We start from the raw sequence: 16,270 nt of genomic DNA, 5'->3' as shown, positions 1-16,270 counted from the left end.
TAACTGACTTGGGCTAAGTCCCTAGGAAAGAGCGTTATAGTTTGAGTAGCTCATCTCACCTAGACCATGCCACGCTCACTGAGAGTTCGCCCAGAGTATATTGACCAGGTCAAACTAGCCGTTCAACGCAACGGTTTCCCTCGCCAGAAAGACCTAGCTGACGAGTTATTGATATCTCTATCAACCGTCAATAATTATCTCAATGGCAGACCTGTAGATAACCTGAATTTCAAAGAAATTAGTGAAAAACTGGGGCAAGACTGGAACGCCATAGCATTCTTTGACGAAAATACTAATGATACGTCAGCCCATGGAACAATAAACTCAGAGGTAGTGATCACACACTGCCCTGAAGAAGACTCTTCATTGATTTATGTCCAACGTCCTCCCATTGAACAGTCTTGTTATCAAGCCCTTTTAGGTCCCGGTGCGTTGGTCAGGATTAAAGCCCCGAGGCTGATGGGGAAGACATTGCTGATGGTGAGAATGTTGGATCAGTTTGCGGAGAAGGGCTACCGAAAGGCCTATGTAAATTTCCACTTAGCCCATAGCAATGACTTGACCGATGTCGATCGATTGTTCAAGTGGTTTTGTATCAGTGTTGGCCAAACCTTGAAGATACCGAATCGGTTAAGAGACTATTGGGATGAAGACTTTTCCACGGCTAAAGTGGATTGTACCGAATACTTTGAGAACTATCTTCTGCCTGAAGCTGGCGCTCCCGTGGTTTTATGTCTCGATGAAGTAGACCGAGTTTTTCCCTACCCTGAGGTAGCTTCAGAATTTTTGGGATTGCTGAGGGCGTGGCACGAACGGGGGAAAGTGGAACAGGTCTGGAAACGGTTGCGGTTGGTGGTTGTCCATTCCACAGACGTTTATATTCCCCTCAATATTAATGAATCCCCGTTTAATGTGGGAGTGCCCATTGAATTACCAGAATTTACCCCCCAACAAGTCCAGGAATTAGCCCGACAACATGGACAGGATTGGAGTGAATCCCTTGTGGAGCAACTGATGGAGATGGTGGGAGGTCATCCTGATCTAGTACAGCAAGCCTTATCTCACTGCCAAATCAACGGTAATGACTCCCTAGCGCAACTGTTGCAAGCCGCTCCTACAGATGCTGGCATCTACGCTAACCACCTGCGACATCTGTGGCGGATGCTGCAACCACACCCAGACTTGGCCAAAGCACTGTTACAGGTCATTGATGCTAACGCTCCTGTGCATCTGGACTTGATCGCAGCCTATAAGTTGTACAGCATGGGGCTAGTCAAAAAGCAGGGCAATCAGGTCAGGCTCAGTTGTAATTTATATCGACTGTATTTTAGAGACCGCCTTGGAGAACTGCTATGAGTACAGGAGCCTATCAGGTTGGGGGATGCCTACCACCGGATGCTACTACTTATGTGGTGCGTACCGCTGATGGGGAACTTTATCAGCAGTTGCTGGCTGGAGAGTTTTGCTATGTCTTGAATTCCCGCCAAATGGGGAAGTCTTCCCTGAGAGTGCGAACCATGAAACGGCTGCAAAACCAGGGAGTGGCTTGTGCATCAATTGATATTACGGAATTAGGAACCCAACAGGTTACCCCAGAGAAATGGTATGGCGGCTTAACCAAAACTCTGATTAACCGATTCGGTCTCCAGGATAAATTATCATTTCGCAGCTGGCTCAATGAGCACAAAGATATTCCCCCAGTACAGCTTTTTCGAGAGTTTATCGAAGAGGTATTACTGATCCAAATTGCCGAACGGATTGTTATTTTTATTGATGAAATTGATAGCGTTCTGCAACTGGCGTTTAAAGATGACTTCTTTGCCCTAATTCGAGCCTGTTATAACAAACGGGCGGAAAATTCTGCTTATAATCGCATCAGTTTTGTGCTGTTGGGGGTGGCGACACCAGGGGATTTAATAGCAGATAAAGACCGCACCCCGTTTAATATTGGACGAGCTGTTGAGTTACATGGCTTTCAACTCCATGAAGTTGAGCCGTTAGTCAAGGGATTGGAGGGACATGTCAGTAACCCCCAGGCTGTGATCCAGGAGATAGTAAAGTGGACAGGAGGACAACCGTTTCTTACTCAAAAGCTTTGTCAGTTGGTGGTGAGTTCTGGGTGTTGGGATCCCCCCCAACCCCCCTTAACAAGGGGGGAGAGGGAGAAGGTATGGATTGAGAAGGTGAGTTCTGGGTGTTGGGATCCCCCCCAACCCCCCTTAACAAGTTTGGATCCCCCCCAACCCCCCTTAACAAGGGGGGAGAAGGAGAAGGAATCGATTGAGAAGCCCTTGACAAGTTTGGATCCCCCCCAACCCCCCTTAACAAGGGGGGAGAAGGAGAAAGCATGGATTGAGAAGCCCTTGACAAGTTTGGATCCCCCCCAACCCCCCTTAACAAGGGGGGAGAGGGAGAAGGTATGGATTGAGAAGCCCTTAACAAGGGGGGAGAGGGAGAAGGAGTGGATTGAGAGGTTAGTGCGATCGCATTTTATCGACAACTGGGAAGCTACCGATGAACCAGAACACTTGAAGACTATACGCGATCGCATTCTTTGTAATGAGCAACGGGCTGCCTATTTGTTGGAATTGTATCAGCAGGTGTGGCAGCAGGGGGAAGTAGTTGCTAATAACAGTTTTGAGGAGGGGAAGTTACAGTTATCTGGGTTAGTGGTCAAGCACAGACTTGGATCGTCTCCAGTTCTTAAAGTCTATAACCCGATCTACCGTGAAGTCTTTAATCAGCACTGGATTAACCAAGAATTAGCCCAGTTACGTCCCTATTCGGAAGCCTTTAGGGCTTGGGTGGCGTCGGATTGTCAGGATCAGTCACTATTGTTGCGCGGTCAAACTCTAAAGAATGCTCAAGCTTGGGCAAAGGGTAAGAATTTAAGTTATCAGGATCAACAGTTTCTGGCAGCAAGTGAGAAAAAGCAGATAGAGGAGCAAATCGCTCAAAAAGAACGAGATGCGGAATTAGAGAGAGAGAGGAAAGATAGGGAAGCTGCCCAGAAGATAAATCTGGTACTAACTGAGGCGAATCGGAAAGCAAAACGACAGATGCTTTTCGGGTTGGGTGTCTTAATTTTAGCGTTATTGGGAGCTGGGATTTCTGTAAAAATAGCAGCAATTCGAGTGCTAGAAGCGAATCGCCAGGTTGATTCTGCCAAAATAGAACGTGACCAGGCAAAGGAAGAAGTTAAATATGTCTCGCAGCTATCTGAACTAGGTGGAGAACTTTACAAAGCCAATAAGCGCTCTAAGGCAGAAAGAGCCTGGGAACAAGCCGCTCTGTCCTTTCAGATTCAAGATTATGAACTCAAACAAGCCATGCTGCTGAGCAATATTTCCATTGCTTATCAGCAACTTGAGGAGTTTGATCAGGCCAAGAAGGCAGTTTCAGAAAGTTTGAAACTATTAGCAAATTCAGATAAGATCAACTCTCTAGAACACTCAGCTCTTCTTGCCCAATCTTTAAATACCCAAGCTCGTTTACTCGCAGCTCAAGGAGATACTCAAGGAGCATCGTCTGCTTACGCCAAAGCTTTTGATACTATCCAATTAGTAGGTAGTGATTTAACTAGGATAAATCCAGCTATACGGGTTTATTTTGGAGAAATTGTAGAGAGTGTTTATCAGGAGTTTATTGGGTCACTTTTAGATTCTGAAGAAACTGGCTCTAACCAGCAAACTCTGATAAAAGTTCGTCAGGTTATTGAATCTCTCCATTTGACTCAACTCAATAACTTCCGTGAGATAGTTCCCTTGAATCCTAATCTAATCCAAATTGATCAGATTGATTCCCAAGCAGCAGTAATCTATCCTATTATTTTGGACGACCGGTTAGAAGTAATTCTTCACTTGCCCGGTCAACCATTGCACCGCTACTCAACACCTTTATCTGCAGAAGAAGTTGAGGAAACGCTTAAGAATATGCAACGACTATTATTGAGTCCATGGCGACGTCTGAGATCTTATCGAAATCAAGTTTACAAATGGCTTATTAAACCAGCAGAAACTGAATTAGCTAAAAGCAGCATCAAGACTCTCGTATTTGTGCCAAATATTGGGCTAAGAGATATTCCTATAGCAGCTCTCCACGATGGTCAGCAGTATTTAGTAGAAAAATATGCCATTGCTGTTACCCCTGGTTTACAGATACTAGAGCCTCAGCCCCAGGTACACAGACCTTTAAGAGGTTTGATTGCTGGAGTTTCTCAAGGTCGCCAAGATTTTGGAGGCCGCCAATATTTTGGATCATCACCTGGAGTTGAGAAGGAGGTAGAACAAATTAGCTCAATGATACCGAGTTCAGTTCTACTCAATCAGAGCTTCACTAGTACAGCCCTGAAAAACGCACTTAACTCCTCTTCCTTCCCTGTAGTTCACTTGGGAACCCATGGACAGTTTTCTTCAGAAGATACATTTATATTGGCTTGGGACAAAAAAATTACAGCCAAGGACTTTGAGGAGTTACTGGGTTCAAGAGAACAGGAAAAATTCGACCCGATTGAATTACTCGTGCTCAGTAGTTGTGGAGGTGCTGTAGGGAATAATCAAACACCTTTTGGATTAGCGGGATTAGCCCTAAGATCTAAAGTAAGCAGTATCCTGGGCACTCTGGTGGCTGTTAACGACGAATCCACTGCTGAGCTTATGGTTCAGTTTTACCAAGAATTCACTCAACGGAACGTTACCAAAGCTGAAGCCCTGCGCCGTGCTCAGTTAACTCTGTTAAAAAATGATCCATTCAGTCATCCCAATTACTGGGCACCCTTTGTTCTAATCGGTGACTGGCGCTAAGGAGCTATGACAAGGATGTTAGTTTCGGTAATTCTTGATTAGAGCTATCCAAAAAAATAAAATATATAGGAATTGATCAGCTTTCCACTGCTCCAAATAATGCTATCAAAAAATCTCCCTTTATGGTCAAACCATTTTGATATTCATCAATGCCATATTTATCGTTTCATCTATCGTCTACTTTAAGAACATTTCGACAGCCTATAAAATACAGGATAATCGACTTAGATGCCTTATGAAAATAGTTTATTGGTTTGTTAAACTATCAGTAAAAGCTTAATCACAACCATCCTAGCCATGTTCAGCACAACAGTCACCGATACCGGGCAAATCACTCTCCCCGAAGAAATTCGGGAGCATCTTAACCTTGTCAGCGGTAGTAGAGTCGAGTTCGTTATTGACGAAGACGGTCAAGTGAAAATGTTTCCTCTCAATGTTCCAGTGGAAACCTTGTCAGGGATCCTGCATCGACCAGGTAAAGTACCAGCTACCCTCGAAGACATGGAAAGCGCCATCTCTGAGAGAGCCAATATTAGCTTAGAGGTTGTCTGAGAAGTCTCATTTGCTACATCCAAGCCCCTTAAATCCCCATCTGTAAAAAAGCGAAGCATCCGCTAATTCCCCCCAGAATTGGGGGGTTAGGGGGGCGGGGGACTTTTACCAGCAAATTGATTCTTGTTCCCCCCAAAATTGGGGGGCTAGGGGGGCGGGGGACTTTTACCAGCAAAATGATTCTTGTTCCCCCCAGAATTGGGGGGCTAGGGGGGCAAAATTCAATATCAAAAAACTTTTCAGATATCCTCTTAATCAAAATCTAACTGTTAACATCTTATTAAATTAAAAAATATAATTTCATGAAAACATTTACTGCAATTGTTGAGCGAGATTTGGATACCAATCTCTACGTTGGTTATATTCCAGGATTTAAAGGCGCACATTCTCAGGGAGAAACCTTAGACGAATTAAAGGAAAATTTGCGAGAAGTAATTGAAATGCTGCTAGAAGATGAAAAGTTAACCTTTGAAACAGAATTTGTCGGTATACAACAAATTGTGGTCTGATAGTTACAGCATTTTTCATACCTATCAGGTAAACAGTATTTTTTACCGATTCCCGATTCCCGATTCCCGATTCCCGATTCCCGATTCCCGATTCCCGATTCCCGATTCCCGATTCCCGATTCCCGCCACACTAATCGGTTAATAGAGGCTCAGAGACGTTAATTGATTATCGAAAAAGATCGGAATAGCTAGAATCAGCCATCTGTGCTAGTTAATTGATGATCTTATTCAGGGGTTTGCTCAATTCCAGAGAAACGGTAATGCTAAAACTGCATTGTAGAGCCCTGATGTTTTTAACTTCAAGTTCTTTTAGCAGTTCTAGAACCCAGTGACATGGAGTATCAGCCAGTGGATACTAACAACATTGCCTTGAGGGTCACAACAGACAGATACAGACATATCAACCGCTACAGGTTTACCTTGCCGTGGACACAACACCACTTGCCAGTCCTTGAGCTTTTGCAATTCCTGGAGCTGGTGGAGTTGGTGGTGGAACCGATTAGACTCAGCTTCACTGATAAAGCTCATCAGCGGTTTACCGACCAGATAATACTGCTGTACGTTGAGTAGACTAGCCGCTGCATAGTTTGCTTCTTGGATAATTCCTTGAGCATTGGTTACCAGGTAACCCTCAGGAGCCAATTCAAACAAATTATGGTAGTGTTTTTGCTGTGCTTGTAACACAGCGTAAGCCGCTTGCAAAGCCTCATACTTCTCGCTGAGTTCCTCAAGACCCGTAGAGAGTTCCTCTAGAGCAGCATAGAGCAGCTCCGGCTGTAGAGAGGATTGCTTAGTATCTAGTGATTCAAGTTTGAGGCACTTTTGAGCTGGAATCTCGTGCTTGGTAAAGTCAAAGCCTGGATTTGTGTTCAGTGAACTCAGAAGTGCTTTGAATACGGGATCTTCGTTTATATTCACTCGTATTTCTCCATCCACAGAGCAAGTCTAGGAACAATTGAGGCTGGACTACTCAACGGCCTTCTGCCAAATCGTCCCCTAGGGTTCGCGAGTGTACTTGATGCTAGCAAATTTTTGTGGCAAAATCATGAAGCAAACGCCCAGAATTGGCTAATAAACCACGCTTGCTCCGCAATATCTTTGCTTTTTATTGATTTTTCTGTTTTCTCTATGGATGGCTCAGATCGGCTTTCCTCAATCAAAATCCGCCTTAGGGATTTGAGTTAAGGGGTAGCCCACTTCTGAATTAAACCACAAGTATAGAGTATAGCACAAAAAAATGCAAGCGTTAGCAACGGTAGGCCCTGAAGGCTTGACGCACCTAGACTAATGGGAATTTACTGGGAATTTACAATCAAAATTTACAATGGGAATTTTTTGAGGGCTGCGATCGCATGCAAGCTCACGGAGTGATCTGAGTCTGCCACCAAGTCTTTCAGTAATGGTATTGATTCACATTGAGCTAATTGTCCTAGGGACATAGCTAGGGTTTGTTTGATTTGCTGATTTTCCGTAGCCACTTGCCCTGATTGACAAAAGTCGATCAAAATCTCAGCTGCTTTGGGTTTCAAATAGTCTGACTCTACCATCCCCAGGACGCTAATGATTTCCCGACAGACTGGTGTGGGTGCCGACCTCAGCACTGCTTGCAACTGTTGTAGGGAATTGGTAGTAAACTCCCAACTGAAAGCACGGACAATCTCGATTTGTAAAGTGATTGGTGTAGGTGGTGACTGGAGTGCCTTAACTAACGCTTGATGGGCGTCCAAGGTAGCTAAACGCCCGAGTGCGATCGCAGCTTGGTGGCAAACCTCCAAATTCAGGTCATAAAGCAATGGTTTAATCCGCTTGACTAGATCTAAATCTGGCAACAGAGTGCGTAGTAACCCTAGACCAATCACCGCTTCTTTCCTCACCGCTGCCACATTATCGCTTAAGGCGTTCAGGAGCACTGGAGTAATTGAAGGTGAGCGAAAATTACTGAGGGTTTCAATAGCAGTAGCCCGTATTTCCCAGCTGGGGTCATTAACCACACTCAGCAATGGCTCAATCACTTCCGGACGGTGAATATGAGCCAGGGCTTGCACTGCCAATAATCTGGCCTCTGGGGATTCTGGGAAACAGCTTAAAGCCGCCACTGCTGAAGTCCCAATGTTTGCCAGTGCCTCAGCTGCCATATAGGCTAACTCTTCATCCTCACCATCCTTCAGCAATTTGACTAACACCATCACAACTGCCGGGTCATCAAACTGACCTAAGATTCGACCAGCAAACCAACGGACTTCCAAATCTAGTGCTTCATCTTCTAGGATGCTGATCACCGGAGCAATAACAGCTTTCCCCAGTTTTGGTAGCACCTTTACTAAATCCCATTTTTCTTGAAAATCCCCACTCTTGAGCACCTGTAATCCCAGACTCAAGGCTAGCTGAAACTCTTCATCATTTAACCGCTGCTGTGTCTGACCATTTTTCCCTAAGGACAACTGCTGAAGATGGTGAGTTAGTAATGAAAAATTTTCCTGCTGTCCAGCAAGACTGGCTTGTTTTAAAATGTTCAGCATTGTTTAATCGTTGCCTCACGGCAATAAAAAATTAACTGCACCAACCAAATTAAGTGCATTTGACTACTATCTCGATCACAGAGGAGACTGATCCGACGAACAGCTGATTTTCCGACCCGAATATCGGACTCTAATTTAAGCGTTCTCCAACCAAAGCCTAATTATCAAATCGAAAATGTATTACATGCAATAGTTTAATGCATACTATTCATTTTTATAAATTATTTGTAACCAAAGCTACGATGTTTCCCAATTGTGAAACCTATCGTTAGATCTCGATATGGACTATTGATCTAATCACATCGACTTAGTCAGTTAGTCAGTGGGAACCTTACACAGTTAGACATCTTTACAATCCTGCCTGGTGGGAGGTGATCTCCACTGGGCATCTACCTTTAGCGGATGTCAAGCTCTCAACCTCAATAACCCCAACCCAGAAGTGGGCTTAAGTAATTATCGGGTGCTGGGTGCCAAACTAACAGTTAAATCCCATGTAAATAACATGTAAATCACACGGAGTAATATAGAACAATGTCTTTACAAGTTGAACTATTAGAACAAAGCTTTGATCAGGTTAAGCCTCGCGCTACAGAATTTGTAGCCAGCTTCTACGAAAATCTATTCACCGATTATCCAGCCGCCCAGCCTCTGTTCGATACCACAGATATGGTGGCGCAACAGAAAAAACTGCTGGCTTCCTTGGTACTGGTAGTAGAAAATCTACGCAAACCAGATACCCTCGGTGCAGCCCTCAAAGGACTAGGAGCGAGACATGTTAAGTATGGAGCGCTTCCAGAACATTATCCATTAGTGGGCAATAGCCTCCTAAAAACCTTTGAGCAATACTTGGGTGCGGATTGGACACCAGAGGTCAAGCAAGCCTGGGTAGATGCCTACGGAGCGATTACCACCATCATGTTGGATGGTGCGGATTATTCCTCTGAAGAAGTGGAGTTAGATTCCCCAAAACCAGAGGCGACAACAGCCAGCCCCCAACAGTATGAGGTGCCGGAAACCAACATTAACTGGCCATTATTCGGTGGAGTGTTTGGAGCTGGTGCAATTGTTACCCTGATCCTGGCCATGCTCTTGTAAGCCATGGGGTTGTAAATAGTTAAAAATAAATGGCAAGCAATCTGGGTAAGTTTTTTAAGCCCACTATTCTCCAATCCAAGGTAGTCATCATCGGTGTGATGGTGATCCTACTAACGTGGTTAACCGCTGCCTTCGCGTTAGATCATCGCAGTGTGTTCCTTCCTGGCACTACCTCGGAGGGGCATGTTTTGTTTGAGGTCTCCTGTAACTCCTGTCATGAGGGGTTTAAACCGGTCACCAACGAAACCTGTATGCGCTGTCACGAAGCGGAAATGGCAGCAGATGCTCACGGAGCTAAAAAGTTCCGTGACCCCCGTTGGGCTGAACTTTTAACCAAGATAGATGTACTGACCTGTACTGCTTGTCATAACGAACACGTCCATATGTTTGGGCGAGGAGTTCACCTAAAGCCAGACCTATGTATGGCTTGCCATGAAGGCATCATCACCGGTGACTTAGCCAGTCATACAGGATTTACTCGGGATGGTTGCTGGACCGCAGGCTGTCATAACTTCCACGACCACCGCTCCATCTCTACAGGATTCCTGCGTCAGAATATCGATCAGTTGCCGATGTTGCCAGAACCTGTACTGTTGGAGCGGACAGTTACTGGGGAATTAGAAGAAGCGCCTACTCCCGATTTAGGTGAAGAATTCCTGGGGAGCGAGTCATGAAAAAACTGATTGCCATTGTACTCGTCCTAATTGGCTTGGTATTGGTCAGCGCTATCCGAGGTAACGCAAACAACGTTATTGATGTAGCCAATGGGGGTGTGCCCAAAGACGCCGCTGCATCGCTTTCCCAAGCGGAATTAGTTGAGATTAATCAGTTGTGGCAAGGCAGTGCTCATGCCTTAGCAGACGTTAACTGCTCTAGCTGTCACCAAGACTCTGACACTAAAGAATTAGTGGTTAAACCAACCCAGGAAAGTTGTCAAAGTTGCCATGAGGTAGCGGTTGAAACGTTTCTGTATGGTAAGCATGGCATTCGGATCTCAGAAGGACTATCTCCCTTGACACCAGCAATGGCTCATTTGCCGATGAAAGAGTCAGCGATGGACAAGCAAATGAACTGCAACAGCTGTCACAATGTCCATTCTGTAGATACCTGGCAAGCCTCTGTAGATTCCTGCTTGACCTGTCATAATGACAGCCACTCCCTCAACTATCAAAACTCAAAGCATGCCCAACTATTTGCTGACCAAGGCACCTTACCCAGACCTAATGGTGAATCGGTGACCTGTGCTACCTGTCATCTACCTCGTCAGCAGCTGGAAAATACAGAAAACACAATTGTCGTTAATCACAACAATACGTTTACTCTTAAACCACGCGATCGCATGGTTAAGGAAGTTTGTATGAACTGTCACAGCGTCGAGTATAGCTATAACAGCATCTTCGACGATGAGCTAGTGGAGGAAAACTTTTCTCAACCTCCTACCCTGAAGCTAGAAACCTTTGATCTAGTTCGTGCATTTGAGAAGAAACGGTCGAGTCAGGCTGAAGAGTAGTAAAAGCTACTAATTAACGCTACTAATTAACGCTACTAGTAGTTAAAGCTACTAACTAAAGCTACTAATTAACGCTACTAATTAACGCTACTAGTAGTAAAAGCTACTAATTAACGCTACTAGCTAACGCTAATCATTCCTAGCCCTAGTCATAGCTACGTCATAGCCACGTCATACCAATTAAATACAACGAGAGGAGATACGAAATCATGGCAATCAAGACATTGCTACATCGCATGAAAACCAAAGCTGTGGGATTAATTGCCTTAGGTTTAGCGATTTGCGTCACTGTTGTAGCTTGTGGCGGCGGTTCCAGTCAGCAAGCTGGAGGTGTTGCTCCAGAACTAGTTGTGGATTATATCCATACCGTGCTGTTAGCAGACCGCACCGCTTACACCAAGCACGTCATTAACCGCTTGACGAAATTAGAAGGTAAAGACAAGCCAAAGGGAGTAGTTGATGCGGAAGCCACTGAAGGTTGGCAACAAACTGGTGGTATTCCGCTACCAGCTCAGATGTTCCGTCTAGGAGCAGAGATTGCTGCTGACAAAGGAGAGTTTACCTACGGCTTAATTTCCCCTTGGAATATCAACGATAACCAAGCGCCAAAATCTGAATTTGAAAAGAAAGCGATGGCAGAAGTGGTTGAAACTGGTGAGCCTTACAAAGACTATCAAGAAATTGCCGGTACAACCTATTATTCTGCCGTCTACCCTGATAAAGCTGTCGCTGAAGCCTGTATCACTTGCCACAACACCCATCCTGTACACAAAGAGCGCTATCCCGACAAAGTCTTTGAGATGGGCGAAGTCATGGGTGGCATCATCATTAATCTGCCTCTAAAAGGCACCTAATTTTTAGGGTAAATGTGTGAGCTATCAGCTATCAGCTATCAGCTATCAGCTATCAGCTATCAGCTATTAGCTATCAGCTATCAGCTATCAGCGATTAGCGCTACGCGCACGCTACTTGAGGTGCTATCAGCTATCACCCAAATACTGACTGCTGACTGCTGACTGCTGACTGCTGACTGCTGACTGCTGACTGCTGACTGCTGACTGCTGACTACTGACTGCTGACTGCTGACTGCTGACTGCTGACTGCTGACTACTGACTGCTGACTGCTGACTGCTGACTGCTGAATGCTTACAAAATAGGTTTAACCGAAAAGCCACTATGTTATGAAGCCCAAATTTTCTACCTTAATCATCCTCACCTTCATCTGTGTGGTAATTCTGACTCCCTTTGCCCTCAGTCCCCTTTATATACCGATGCTGCGGGAGAATTACTTTAAATGGTATCAGCTTTTACAAGGGGAACTTTATAAGCAAATTACCGGCTATCTATCCCTAGCCTTTGTATTGTTTGAGATAGTACTAACGGCTAGAAAGCGTAGTAGTGGCTGGATGATTAAGTTTACTATTCCTGGTTCCATACAGCTGTGGCGGAGTTTACATATCTTTTTGGGAGTCGCCCTTTTAGGGACAACATTAATTCATACCATTGGGGCGACAGGGAAGAATTTTAATTCTATATTCCTGTGGCTATTTTTTGGTGTAACCCTATCGGCTCTAGTCGGTGTTGTGGCGGAAACCGGGGTGCTGGAATCTCCTAGAAAATATTTTGGTTGGGTGCCAGCAAAGGATGGCATTGGTAGGATGCTACCGGGTATATCTAAAGGCCCCTTAATTCGTAATCTACGCTCTATCTGGCTATCTACCCATATCTTCCTAGTCAGTGTCTTCTTTGTGATGCTAGGATTTCACATATTTCTGGCCTATTACTATCAATGAATAGGGAACAGGGAATAGGGAATAGGGAATAGGGAATAGGGAATAGGGAATAGGGAATAGGGAATAGGGAATAGGGAGCAGGCAACAGTGGCGTAGGGTGTGTTAGGGACGGGCTCGCCAAGACACAAGCCATAGCAAGTGTTGGGACAATCCGTCCCGTAACGCACCACCGCGTCAAAACCCAATTGAGAAATACTATAATGAATAGTGAGAAAGGAAAACTCAGGGCAAAACTCAGCATTGTTGTAGGAATAATCACTGTTGTATTCGCAGCTGGAACATTTTTCCTAACTCGTTCTGATGTATCTAGCCTTAGCACTTCGACCGTGGCTGGGTTAGCTCTAATCAAAACAATGGTAAAACAATCCCTACCTTATGAAGTTGCTTTGAGCAATAATAAGCCCACTTTAATAGAATTTTACGCTGACTGGTGTAACACTTGTCAATCCATGGCTCCCATCCTAAACAAAGTACACCAGCAGTATGGAGAAAGTGTCAATTGGGTGATGCTAAATGTAGATGACCCCCAGTGGGCTAAACCGATTGAAAAATACCGAGTGACTGGTGTGCCTCAATTCACATTTCTAGACACTAATCAGCAAGAGAAAGAAATCCTAGTTGGCAAAATCCCTGAAACAATTATCACTAAAGTGCTGCAAGAGCTATTATCCTGAAAACAGGATTACCATAGGTGACAAGTTGCAGGTTAGAAAGTTGCAGGTTAGAAAGTTACAGGTTAGAAAGTTACAGGTTATTAACCCTTAAACCAAACAACCTACCCTACTTCGGACGCCAAAGGCGAACAACAAAACAACCTTCAACCTTCAACATTCAACAAAACAACCTTCAACCTTCAACATTCAACAACACAACCTTCAACAAAACAACCCAGAAACAAGATCTGTCTAGAAAGCTGCCAACTTTAAGATACCGATATCAAAACTATGAGACATTACTGCACTAGTTAAGTCCGCACCCATAAGGTTAGCACCACTCAAATCCGCACCCATAAGGTTAGCACCACTTAAATCTGAGCCCTGAAGGTTAGCACCACTCAAATCCGCTCCACGCAAATCGGCTTTGTGTAAGTTAGTTTCAGTCAAATTTGCCTTGATTAAAGTAGCTGCAGTTAAGTCTATCCAACTGAGGTTAGCTCTAGTAAGGTTCGCTTCGGTAAGGTTAACCCCTTCTAAGATAGATACATAAAGCTGAGCACCACTGAGATTTATCCCCTCAAGATCTACCCAACTCAACAATTCCTCACTCAGATTTATGCCCCGAAAATCCCGTTCTCCCCTAGCATATCGCTTCAGTACTTCCTCAGGATTGGTTGTGGTAAGTTGGCTAGATGGACTAGTGTACAACAGCATAGATAACCTCAAACGTGATCTGGATTGGGTCTGGTGTTAGTCACAATTCCTTACAGATGAGAAATTATAGACAGACCGTGATATGGCCAGTATCGAAGTATGATGTTAGCGATCGCGTTTACGCAACCGTTTAGCAATGTCTAATTTAGTAGACTATTAGTAGAAGAATTGAGTACACCTTTAAGATGAAAAACTTGATATAGTGGTTTTCATAGTAATGTGGTACACAGGATTTTTGACCACTTGCGACTTTGATATTACCTATTACCGTTTTCCCATTCCCTATTCCCTAAAATACCAAAGTTATTGTGTACCTCACCTATTTTAGAACTGCTATATATGCTTGAGCATACCTTGAAATTTATTGGCTCGATTAAACTAGCTGTCCCTTTACTTAGTATTATTGTCGCTATCTTAATTGGGGCGACGTTTTACGAATCTCAGATCGGGTCAACAACCGTGCAACAGGAGATTTACAAAAGTCCGTGGTTTGGAGCCTTAATGTTCCTACTAGCCCTCAACCTAGCGGTATCAGCTCTGTATCGCTATCCCTGGCGAGGTGCGCGTAAAATCGGCTTTGCTCTGACCCATCTTGGTATCATCGTAATTATCGCTGGTTCAGCGGCTGTAATCCACTTAGGTGTAGAGGGCATGTTACCTTTGCGCACCGATACGGCTTCGAGCAATCAGATTCGGGTTGAAGGGGAATTTGTGGAAGTGATGACACCATCATCACAGTTGCAGCAAACTGATGTATTGATCAAGCCAGATGGTTCAGTCATCCCCAAGCAAATTGGTAAACTGTCTTTGGTAGGCTACAGCGACAACACCATCAAAACAGTTAGTTTTACCGAAGGGGCAACGGCAGATAATCTAGCAGTAGATAATCCAGCAGTGCGATTACGCTTGAAAAGCGATCGCATGGGGCAAACCCTAGAGCGGTATATAGCTGTAGCCCCAGTAGCCTATAGCAAAGTAGGGATTGGGCCAGCTGAATTAGAAATCATTCAGGTTGATACGGTAGCGACAGGAAAAGGAAAATCTCTGCTATCCCCCCCTCAAGAACAAAACTTGAGTCCTTGGGGTAGCATCAAGGTAACGTCAAAAGAAAGGGACAAGATAGATACAGAGATTATCGATATAAAACAAGCTCTGTCATCCCAAGCCCCAGACTCCTCAGTCAAAGTCGTCGATTTTTGGCCGGATTTCCGACTAGACGCCGACAACCAACCGACAACGGCCTCCCAACAACTGAGAAATCCCGCAGTACAGTTAGAGGTATCCACACCAGAAGGGCTTGAACGCTGGTTTGTGTTTGGAAAGGAAAACTTTCCCCCAATTCGTTCAGTGGTATCAGGAAAACCCCTAGAAGGAATTGAGATTAGCTATAACATTCAACCCCAGCAATCACAGGATTATTTCCGGGTGATCGTGACTCAATCAGGTCAGCTATTCTATGCGGCCCATTCCTCGAAAGGATTTAAATCTGGAACCTTAGAGGTTGGAAAAGCTGTCAGTCCCGGTTGGGCAGACTTCCAAATTACTCTAGACGAGTATATTCCCCATGGCAAAATCAATCGTCAGGTCATACCTGTATTTGACCCAACCGTTAAGGGAGTACCAGCCTTATTAGTCAGCACCGAAACCGGAATCCAAACCTGGTTACCCTGGGGCGAACCGACTACGATTAACGAACCAACAGGAGAAATCTTTGCTGCCTTTAGTCCCAAACTCTTGCAACTGCCGTTTGCGATCGCATTAGAAGACTTCATCGTTGAACGCAATGAAGGCAGTGATTCCGTTGCTATGTGGACTAGCAAAATCCGGATCGAAGACCGGGATCACCATGTCATCTCCCACCGCAACGTTTGGATGAACCATCCAACCTGGTATCAAGGCTGGAAAATAGCCCAAGCTTCCTGGAATCCCGGTGACTTAAAACAATCAACCCTACAAATCAAGCGAGAACCAGCCTGGGTAACTGCTTTAACCTGGACAGGCTCCGGTCTAGTAATCGGTGGCATCACCATCATGTTCTATGGTCGAGGGATAGCTAAAAAACTGCGCCGCCAGCCAGAGGAGTCCGGAGTTCCCTTGTACTATCATTCTCCCTAGCATAC

General features: G+C 44.7%; 17 protein-coding genes. 12 read left to right on the top strand and 5 right to left on the bottom strand.

Features of this window, described 5'->3' with window-relative positions:
• The first annotated feature begins 66 nt into the window (after positions 1 to 66).
• The 5 genes from F6K53_RS14470 (at position 67) to F6K53_RS14450 (ending at position 6,005) form a co-directional block, all read left to right on the top strand.
• A complete protein-coding gene (locus F6K53_RS14470) occupies positions 67 to 1,356 on the top strand; it encodes an AAA-like domain-containing protein (protein WP_293081178.1) in 1,290 nt (429 codons plus the stop codon).
• Entirely contained in the window at positions 1,353 to 4,802 is a 3,450-nt protein-coding gene (locus F6K53_RS14465; protein WP_293071341.1) for a CHAT domain-containing protein, read from the top strand. Before F6K53_RS14470 ends, F6K53_RS14465 begins: the two co-directional genes overlap by 4 nt.
• 297 nt (positions 4,803 to 5,099) lie before the next feature.
• A complete protein-coding gene (locus F6K53_RS14460; protein WP_293071342.1) occupies positions 5,100 to 5,354 on the top strand; it encodes an AbrB/MazE/SpoVT family DNA-binding domain-containing protein in 255 nt (84 codons plus the stop codon).
• A 302-nt stretch (positions 5,355 to 5,656) separates the two neighbouring features.
• Entirely contained in the window at positions 5,657 to 5,863 is a 207-nt protein-coding gene (locus F6K53_RS14455) for a type II toxin-antitoxin system HicB family antitoxin (RefSeq protein WP_293019222.1), read from the top strand.
• Positions 5,853 to 6,005 carry a hypothetical protein gene (locus tag F6K53_RS14450; RefSeq protein WP_293066560.1) on the top strand — a complete coding sequence of 51 codons (153 nt, stop codon included), beginning with the start codon at positions 5,853 to 5,855 and terminating at the stop codon, positions 6,003 to 6,005. The genes F6K53_RS14455 and F6K53_RS14450 overlap by 11 nt, the downstream gene beginning before the upstream one ends.
• A gap of 176 nt (positions 6,006 to 6,181) precedes the next feature.
• On the opposite strand, the gene F6K53_RS14445 is transcribed toward F6K53_RS14450, so the two are convergent.
• Both F6K53_RS14445 and F6K53_RS14440 read right to left on the bottom strand, forming a co-directional pair.
• Positions 6,182 to 6,781 carry a PAS domain-containing protein gene (locus F6K53_RS14445; RefSeq protein WP_293066557.1) on the bottom strand — a complete coding sequence of 200 codons (600 nt, stop codon included), beginning with the start codon at positions 6,779 to 6,781 and terminating at the stop codon, positions 6,182 to 6,184.
• A 401-nt stretch (positions 6,782 to 7,182) separates the two neighbouring features.
• Positions 7,183 to 8,382, bottom strand: coding sequence for a HEAT repeat domain-containing protein (locus F6K53_RS14440; RefSeq protein WP_293081175.1), 1,200 nt, complete (start codon positions 8,380 to 8,382; stop codon positions 7,183 to 7,185).
• Between the two features lie 531 nt (positions 8,383 to 8,913).
• Between F6K53_RS14440 and F6K53_RS14435 the strand changes: the two genes are divergently transcribed.
• From F6K53_RS14435 to F6K53_RS14420, 4 genes are all read left to right on the top strand, one after another.
• A complete protein-coding gene (locus F6K53_RS14435) occupies positions 8,914 to 9,477 on the top strand; it encodes a globin family protein (protein ID WP_075900247.1) in 564 nt (187 codons plus the stop codon).
• A gap of 29 nt (positions 9,478 to 9,506) precedes the next feature.
• Positions 9,507 to 10,151, top strand: coding sequence for a cytochrome c3 family protein (locus F6K53_RS14430; protein ID WP_293019230.1), 645 nt, complete (start codon positions 9,507 to 9,509; stop codon positions 10,149 to 10,151).
• Entirely contained in the window at positions 10,148 to 10,987 is an 840-nt protein-coding gene (locus tag F6K53_RS14425) for a cytochrome c3 family protein (RefSeq protein ID WP_075900243.1), read from the top strand. Before F6K53_RS14430 ends, F6K53_RS14425 begins: the two co-directional genes overlap by 4 nt.
• 209 nt (positions 10,988 to 11,196) lie before the next feature.
• A complete protein-coding gene (locus F6K53_RS14420) occupies positions 11,197 to 11,841 on the top strand; it encodes a DUF3365 domain-containing protein (protein ID WP_293066549.1) in 645 nt (214 codons plus the stop codon).
• A gap of 126 nt (positions 11,842 to 11,967) precedes the next feature.
• Here the strand turns inward: F6K53_RS14420 and F6K53_RS14415 are convergent, their stop codons facing one another.
• Positions 11,968 to 12,162 (bottom strand): hypothetical protein, encoded by a 195-nt coding sequence (locus F6K53_RS14415; RefSeq protein WP_293066547.1) that lies wholly within the window; start codon positions 12,160 to 12,162, stop codon positions 11,968 to 11,970.
• Positions 12,163 to 12,168: 6 nt separating this feature from the next.
• Here F6K53_RS14415 and F6K53_RS14410 point away from each other — a divergent pair, with 6 nt between their 5' ends.
• Complete coding sequence (locus F6K53_RS14410) at positions 12,169 to 12,780, top strand: hypothetical protein (protein WP_293066544.1); 612 nt, start codon at positions 12,169 to 12,171, stop codon at positions 12,778 to 12,780.
• On the opposite strand, the gene F6K53_RS14405 is transcribed toward F6K53_RS14410, so the two are convergent.
• A complete protein-coding gene (locus F6K53_RS14405) occupies positions 12,774 to 12,965 on the bottom strand; it encodes a hypothetical protein (protein WP_293066541.1) in 192 nt (63 codons plus the stop codon). The genes F6K53_RS14410 and F6K53_RS14405 overlap by 7 nt on opposite strands.
• Before the next feature lie 15 nt (positions 12,966 to 12,980).
• On the opposite strand from F6K53_RS14405, the gene F6K53_RS14400 reads away from it, so the two are divergent.
• Positions 12,981 to 13,454: a thioredoxin domain-containing protein gene (locus F6K53_RS14400; protein WP_293066538.1), complete on the top strand. Its 474-nt coding sequence runs from the start codon at positions 12,981 to 12,983 to the stop codon at positions 13,452 to 13,454.
• Positions 13,455 to 13,685: 231 nt separating this feature from the next.
• Here the strand turns inward: F6K53_RS14400 and F6K53_RS14395 are convergent, their stop codons facing one another.
• The gene (locus F6K53_RS14395; RefSeq protein ID WP_293066535.1) at positions 13,686 to 14,150 is read right to left on the bottom strand and encodes a pentapeptide repeat-containing protein; all 465 of its coding nucleotides are present in this window, start codon (positions 14,148 to 14,150) and stop codon (positions 13,686 to 13,688) included.
• 339 nt (positions 14,151 to 14,489) lie between these two features.
• Here F6K53_RS14395 and F6K53_RS14390 point away from each other — a divergent pair, with 339 nt between their 5' ends.
• The gene (locus F6K53_RS14390; protein WP_293081172.1) at positions 14,490 to 16,265 is read left to right on the top strand and encodes a cytochrome c biogenesis protein ResB; all 1,776 of its coding nucleotides are present in this window, start codon (positions 14,490 to 14,492) and stop codon (positions 16,263 to 16,265) included.
• Positions 16,266 to 16,270: the final 5 nt, after the last annotated feature.

The sequence above is a fragment of the Moorena sp. SIO4A1 genome (assembly GCF_010672065.1).
GTDB lineage: Bacteria > Cyanobacteriota > Cyanobacteriia > Cyanobacteriales > Coleofasciculaceae > Moorena.
Note: the sequence above shows the minus strand (reverse complement) of the source record. Positions and strands in the feature narration are given on the sequence as shown.

What these genes read in the sequence shown, in the direction of transcription:
- F6K53_RS14470 (WP_293081178.1), top strand. Translation starts at nt 67, where the DNA reads ATGCCACGCTCACTGAGAGTTCGCCCAGAGTATATTGACCAGGTCAAA.
- F6K53_RS14465 (WP_293071341.1), top strand. Translation starts at nt 1,353, where the DNA reads ATGAGTACAGGAGCCTATCAGGTTGGGGGATGCCTACCACCGGATGCT.
- F6K53_RS14460 (WP_293071342.1), top strand. Translation starts at nt 5,100, where the DNA reads ATGTTCAGCACAACAGTCACCGATACCGGGCAAATCACTCTCCCCGAA.
- F6K53_RS14455 (WP_293019222.1), top strand. Translation starts at nt 5,657, where the DNA reads ATGAAAACATTTACTGCAATTGTTGAGCGAGATTTGGATACCAATCTC.
- F6K53_RS14440 (WP_293081175.1), bottom strand. Translation starts at nt 8,382, where the DNA reads ATGCTGAACATTTTAAAACAAGCCAGTCTTGCTGGACAGCAGGAAAAT.
- F6K53_RS14435 (WP_075900247.1), top strand. Translation starts at nt 8,914, where the DNA reads ATGTCTTTACAAGTTGAACTATTAGAACAAAGCTTTGATCAGGTTAAG.
- F6K53_RS14430 (WP_293019230.1), top strand. Translation starts at nt 9,507, where the DNA reads ATGGCAAGCAATCTGGGTAAGTTTTTTAAGCCCACTATTCTCCAATCC.
- F6K53_RS14425 (WP_075900243.1), top strand. Translation starts at nt 10,148, where the DNA reads ATGAAAAAACTGATTGCCATTGTACTCGTCCTAATTGGCTTGGTATTG.
- F6K53_RS14420 (WP_293066549.1), top strand. Translation starts at nt 11,197, where the DNA reads ATGGCAATCAAGACATTGCTACATCGCATGAAAACCAAAGCTGTGGGA.
- F6K53_RS14410 (WP_293066544.1), top strand. Translation starts at nt 12,169, where the DNA reads ATGAAGCCCAAATTTTCTACCTTAATCATCCTCACCTTCATCTGTGTG.
- F6K53_RS14400 (WP_293066538.1), top strand. Translation starts at nt 12,981, where the DNA reads ATGAATAGTGAGAAAGGAAAACTCAGGGCAAAACTCAGCATTGTTGTA.
- F6K53_RS14395 (WP_293066535.1), bottom strand. Translation starts at nt 14,150, where the DNA reads ATGCTGTTGTACACTAGTCCATCTAGCCAACTTACCACAACCAATCCT.
- F6K53_RS14390 (WP_293081172.1), top strand. Translation starts at nt 14,490, where the DNA reads ATGCTTGAGCATACCTTGAAATTTATTGGCTCGATTAAACTAGCTGTC.